The organism is Halomonas sp. 707D4 (genome assembly GCF_024158685.1).
Classification (GTDB): Bacteria; Pseudomonadota; Gammaproteobacteria; order Pseudomonadales; family Halomonadaceae; genus Vreelandella.
Genome location: NZ_JAMZBD010000207.1, coordinates 1 through 5369 on the forward strand (window position 1 = coordinate 1; position 5369 = coordinate 5369).

The following is a 5369-nucleotide window of genomic DNA, read 5'->3' on the forward strand; positions in this document are numbered from 1 at the left end:
CTCGAGGACCAGGCTGAAGGGCGTACCCGCCGGCAGCGGCGAAGGCAGGGCGATGGGATGGTCGACGTCCGTCGCCACCAGCGGCGGCCACTCCTGTGGCGTAGACGCGGCGGCAAGCTTCTCGAGGCGGCGGCGGCTATCGGCGATGGCCGCAGCGGATTCGGTGGGAAAGCCCAGATGGTTCAGCAGCCGGTGCTGGGCCGCGTCGGACAGCCGGCACGCCACCCCGTCGCTGTCCTCCCAGTCGAGCAGCAGTCCCGCCGCGCGGGAGAGATCGTGCAGGGCGGTACTCATGAGAGGACTCCACGCTCGTCAGGCATCAGCCACGCCGCCGCCGCGCGCGCCGGCAGCCGGCCCGCTTCGGCGGATCGAGCGACCGCATCGCGAGATTCGAACAACAGCGCCTGGAACGAGAGCCGCGCCAGCGCCTCGCTCTCGAGCGCTGCATCGCTCAGGTTGATGGCGATGGCCAGGTGCGTGCCGTCGCCGAGCTGCCAGCGGGCCAGCACCGCCTTGTCGCCCAGCACGTCGGCGCCCAGTGCCCGAGCGCCGTCGAGGCGCGGTACGATATGGCGATGGCGCAGGGCGAGCAGATGAATGTAGCGCTCGAGAACCTCGCGATGCGCCGGCGCGCCGCTCATCTCCAGATCCGGCGTCGAGGCATCGAAGGTCGCCCTGGCGTTGGGGTCGGGAATGCGGGCGCGGGCCTGGTCATCCTCGAAGGCGGCGAAGTCGGCGAACTCCGCCCGGCGACCTTCGCGCACCGCGTTGGCCAGACTTTCGTCGTGGTCGGTGAAGAACAGAAATGGGCGCGTCGAGCCCCACTCCTCGCCCATGAACAGAAGCGGCACCATGGGGGAGAGCAGAAGCAGGAGCGTGGCCGCCGCCAGAGCGTCCGGGTCGGCGAGCACGTTCAGGCGCTCGCCGAGCGCGCGGTTGCCGACCTGGTCGTGGTTCTGCAGAAACGCCACGAAGGCGGTGGGCGGCAGGTGGCCGCTCTGCTCGCCGCGCGGCCTGCCGTGGCGCGAGGTTTCGCCTTGGTAGACGAATCCTTCGCTCAAGCAGCGTGCCAGCCGCTTGGTGGGGCGCTCGGTGAAGTCTGCGTAGTAGCCTTCGTGCTCGTCGGTCAACAGCACGTGCAGGACGTTGTGCCAGTCGTCGTTCCACTGGGCGTCGAACAGCGCGGGCGCCAGCAGCGAGGCGCGGTTGGCTTCGTTCTCGAGCACCAGGTGGACGTGGCGCCCGGGCGGTGTCGCGCGGCGAATCGTTTCGGCCAGCTCTTCCAGGAAGTCCTGCTCGCCGATGGCGTGGACGGCGTCGAAGCGCAGCCCGTCCAGGCGGTACTCGAACAGCCACATCAGGGCGTTGTCGATGAAAAAGCGTCGCACCTGGGGCTCGCGAAAGTCGATCGCCGGCCCCCAGGGCGTCTTTACGTCCTCGCGAAAGAAGCGCTTGGCGTAGGCGTGCAGGTAGTTGCCATCCGGCCCGAAGTGGTTGTAGACCACGTCGAGAAACACCATCAGGCCAAGGCCGTGAGCCTCGTCGATGAGCGCCTTGAGCTCGTCGGGGCTGCCGTAGCTCGCCTGCACCGCGTAGGGCAGCACGCCATCGTAGCCCCAGTTGCGGGTACCGGGAAACGCCGCGATCGGCATCAGCTCGATGGCGGTGACGCCCAGCGCCTTGAGGCGAGCAAGCTGGGTGCCCACGCCTTTGAAGCCGCCGAGCGCGCCGGCATGAAGCTCGTACAGCACGGTTTCGTGCCAGGGGCGGCCCGGCCAGTCGGCGTGGCGCCAGGCGTAGCGTTGCGGGTCGATCACGAGGCTCCAGCCGTGCACGCCGTCGCTCTGCGCGCGCGCGGCCGGGTCGGGCACGTCGAGCGCCTCGTCCTGGGTGACGACGCGGTAGCGATAGCGTGCGCCGTGGCCGCAGGCGGCGCTGATATGGGCGCAGTCGTCGGCGCCGATCTCCATGGCGATGGGCTCGCGCCCCTTGAGCAGCAGCTCGACTCGCACAGCGTCCGGCGCCCACAGGGTGAAGCGCGTGCGCGCCGCGTCGATCATCTGGGCGCCGAACCTTGGCGTCTCGAGCGCGGTCGCCGCTGCGCTACTCATGGGCGCACCGCCGCGACCGCTTCGGCGTCGAGTGCCTGCTGGTAGAGCCGGGCATAAGGCACGATGGACTGGCGCCAGTGGTAGCGCCCGGTCATGGCGGCACCGCGCATGGCATTGAACAGATCCGTCGAGCGATGCACCGCGAAGGCGCGCTGGATGGCGCGCATGTAGCTTGCAAGCTGCATGTCGTCGAACAGAAAGCCGGTGACGCCATCCTCGATGGTGTCGGCGAGCCCGCCGGTGCGGTGGGCGATGGGCAGGGAGCCGAAGCGCTGGGCGTACATCTGGCTGAGCCCGCAGGGCTCGAAGCGCGACGGCATGAGCAGGAAGTCGCTGCCGGCGAACAGACAGCGCGCCTGGTACTCGTCGAAGCCGATGTAGGCGGCCACCGACCCTGGCGAGCGCCGGGCGAGGGCCTTGAGCGCCTGCTCCACGTGGTGCTCGCCGCTGCCCATGAAGACGATCTGACCGCCGGCTTCGACGATCGCGCGGGTGGCTTCGATGGTAAGGTCGAGCCCCTTCTGGTGAACCAGGCGCGAGATCACCACGAACAGCGGCCCCGCGCTGGGTGCAAGGCCGTAGCGGCGACGCACGTAGTCGGCGTTGGCCTGCTTTCCGCGCCAGTCGTTGGAGGAGAACGCCTGGATCAGGTGGCTGTCGGTGCGCGGGTCCCAGGAGTCGTCGATGCCGTTGGGAATGCCGCACAGCCGGCCTTGGTCCGCCTTGCAGCGCAAAAGCCCATCGAGCCCGCAGCCGAAGCGCGGGGTGGTGATCTCCTGGGCGTAGGTGGCGCTGACCGTGGTCACCTGGGTGGCATAGTTGATGCCCGCCTTCATGAAGGAGAGCTCGCCGTAGTACTCGACGCCGTCGATATGGAAGGCCTCATCGGGAATGCCCAGCGCTGCCAGGCGCGAAGCGGGGAAGAGGCCCTGGTAGGCGAGATTGTGGATGGTGAAGATGCAGGGCGCGGGGGTCGCCTCGAAGTGCAGGTACGCCGGTGCCAGCCCGCAGGCCCAGTCGTTGAGGTGCAAGAGCGCCGGCTGCCAGTCGAGCCCCGCCTTGCCCTGGACGATGTCCGCCGCGGCGCGCGAAAGACGCGCGAAGCGCACATCGTTGTCCGCCCAGCCGGCGTCCTGGCCGTCGCCGTAGCCGCTGGAACCGCGCCCGTAGGGCGTGCCTTCGCGGTTATAGAGGGCATCGCACAAAAGCACGTAGACGATCAGGCCATCGCGGCAGGTGATTTGGCCGATCTCGCAGGCGGGCAGGTCCGCGAAAGCCTCCACGCGCCCCACCGGGGTGATGGTGTGATCGGCGGTGAGCATCTCGCGGTAGGCGGGCATCAGAACGCGCACGTCGTGGTGTGCCGCCAGCGCTCGGGGCAGGGCGGAGGAGACATCGCCAAGCCCGCCCACCTTGATGAAGTCGCTCATCTCGGTAGTCACGAAAAGTACCGAGTGAGAGGGGTGTTCGGCGTTAAAGGATGCGCCTTGCGTGAGTCGCCCGAGTGCAGAATCGATGCTTTTAGAAACGCTGCACGGTTTTGGATTTTGACGATTAACTGTTGTTGGTAAAGAAATAAAAGACGTCTTGATTTTATTATCTATTATTTCTTTAACGATGGTTTTTCCAATCTTTGAACGTGGCTCTCTTGACGCTTTTTTGCTGTTGGTTTCCCCGTCTAGCACCCCATCATCCATGCTCAACCTCCCCGGTCATCATGGTAACGATCATCGAAATGGATAACTCATGAATAGAGCGGTACGTCCCTCACCGCCCGAGCCAAGGCGCGGCGTTTCGCTTGAATCACTTTAGTTGAAAAAAGCCAAAGAGAAAGCGTTTGAACGAATCATAATAAAAGGCAAGGAATGCACTCTTTTAGTGCTTCTGGAGTTTTCTTTTTTGGGTAAAAATTTTTGAATATAATTTATATCTAAAATACATGGGTTTAATGAGTGTTTGTTAACGCGTGTTAAAAACAGGTCCACTTTTAATTAAGTGCTGCGAATAAAAAAGGCGTCTTGTCGAGAGGAGAAAGCAGGCAAGAAAGAAGGAAGGAAGGCAGGAAGGGTCGTCCTGTCGACGACCCGTAAGGATCAACCCGAAAACGAGAGGAAGAAGAGAATCAGCGGGGGCGAAAGCAGCGAGAGAATGAAACCACTGACCACGGCGATGGGAACGCAGGCAACGCCGCCGTGCTGCTGGATGACCGGCAGGGTGAAGTCCATGGAGGTGGCGCCGCCGACGCCGATCGCCAGCGCCGCGTGACGATGGATGACCAGCGGGATCAGCATGAAGGCGAACAGCTCGCGCGCCAGGTCGTTGAAGAACGCCACGCCTCCCATCAGGGGGCCGAGCTGGTCGCCGATCAGAATCGCCGACAGCGAATACCAGCCGAAGCCCGACGCCATGGCGAGCCCTTCGGTGATGCTCAGCGACAGCATCGGCGCCGCCACGATACCCGCGAGAAGCGAACTCGCCGCCAGCGTCACGGCAATGGCAAGCCCCAGGCGGTTGAGCAGTATCTGGGAAAGCGCCATGCCGGAGTTGCGCAGCTGGCAGCCGATCAGCGCCAGCAGCGCGTAGAGCACCCACTCGGCGAGCGTGTCCGCAAGCGAGTAGACGCCTTGCCCGAGCAGTGGCCCGAGCGCGAGCCCCGCGACCACACCCGCCACTACCGCCGCCAACAGCCCGAGCGAGCCGCGCATGGCGGCCAGCTTGCTGGTGGGCGCATCCTTCACCACCGGCGAGTCGCCGGCTCTCAGCGCCAGGCGACGCGAGAGCCAGGCAAGTGCGGCCAGGTTGAAGAGCGTGGTCACGGCGAACAGCACCAGCGCGTAGCCGCCTAGGCGAGAGAGCTGGCTCGAGAGATTCTCGAGCCCGGCGAGTCCCACGCCCATCAGCACCAGGATGACGTAGACAGAGGCGCTGACGGCGCGGTTGATGGTGTGCAAAAGGCGCGGCGAGCGCACGCGCACGAGGTAGCCCCCGATCAGGGGCAGCAAGACGATGAGAAGACCGGTGAGCATCTAGGGGGAGGCACTTTCGCTTGGGTCGAACTGAGTCAACCGGAGGGTGGTGTCCCGGCGGCCGTCCTTGTAGTACTCGGCGGAGAGTATCAGGCCGGGCCAATCCGGATGGAAGTCGATCTGCAGGTGACGGTCGGGCTTGTCCACGTCTTGCAGAATCACGCTATGGGTGTCGAACTCGCCGGCGGGAACGCTGACGCGCTGCACCTCGTCGTTGTCGTAGTACTGGAAG

At 65.2% G+C, this 5369-nt stretch carries 3 protein-coding genes and 2 pseudogenes; all 5 read right to left on the reverse strand.

The window, feature by feature from the left end; genetic code table 11:
- Positions 1–294, reverse strand: a pseudogene (locus BIS11_RS10100) (4-alpha-glucanotransferase); the annotation flags it as partial.
- Positions 291–2111, reverse strand: a complete 1821-nt coding sequence (gene treZ, locus BIS11_RS10105; RefSeq protein WP_253419362.1) for a malto-oligosyltrehalose trehalohydrolase — start codon at positions 2109–2111, stop codon at positions 291–293. The gene treZ and the pseudogene BIS11_RS10100, both read right to left, overlap by 4 nt.
- Positions 2108–3808 carry a glycogen synthase GlgA gene (glgA, locus tag BIS11_RS10110; RefSeq protein ID WP_301282873.1) on the reverse strand — a complete coding sequence of 567 codons (1701 nt, stop codon included), beginning with the start codon at positions 3806–3808 and terminating at the stop codon, positions 2108–2110. The genes treZ and glgA overlap by 4 nt, the downstream gene beginning before the upstream one ends.
- Positions 3809–4204: 396 nt before the next feature.
- On the reverse strand, positions 4205–5137 hold the full coding sequence (locus BIS11_RS10115) for a lysine exporter LysO family protein (RefSeq protein WP_253419368.1): 933 nt from the start codon (positions 5135–5137) through the stop codon (positions 4205–4207).
- Positions 5138–5369: pseudogene (locus tag BIS11_RS10120) on the reverse strand (hypothetical protein); the annotation flags it as partial. It lies immediately after the preceding gene.

Bases quoted from the DNA above. Each gene is read 5' to 3' on its own strand.
- treZ (WP_253419362.1), bottom strand. From the start codon at position 2,111: ATGAGTAGCGCAGCGGCGACCGCGCTCGAGACGCCAAGGTTCGGCGCC.
- glgA (WP_301282873.1), bottom strand. From the start codon at position 3,808: ATGGATGATGGGGTGCTAGACGGGGAAACCAACAGCAAAAAAGCGTCA.
- BIS11_RS10115 (WP_253419368.1), bottom strand. From the start codon at position 5,137: ATGCTCACCGGTCTTCTCATCGTCTTGCTGCCCCTGATCGGGGGCTAC.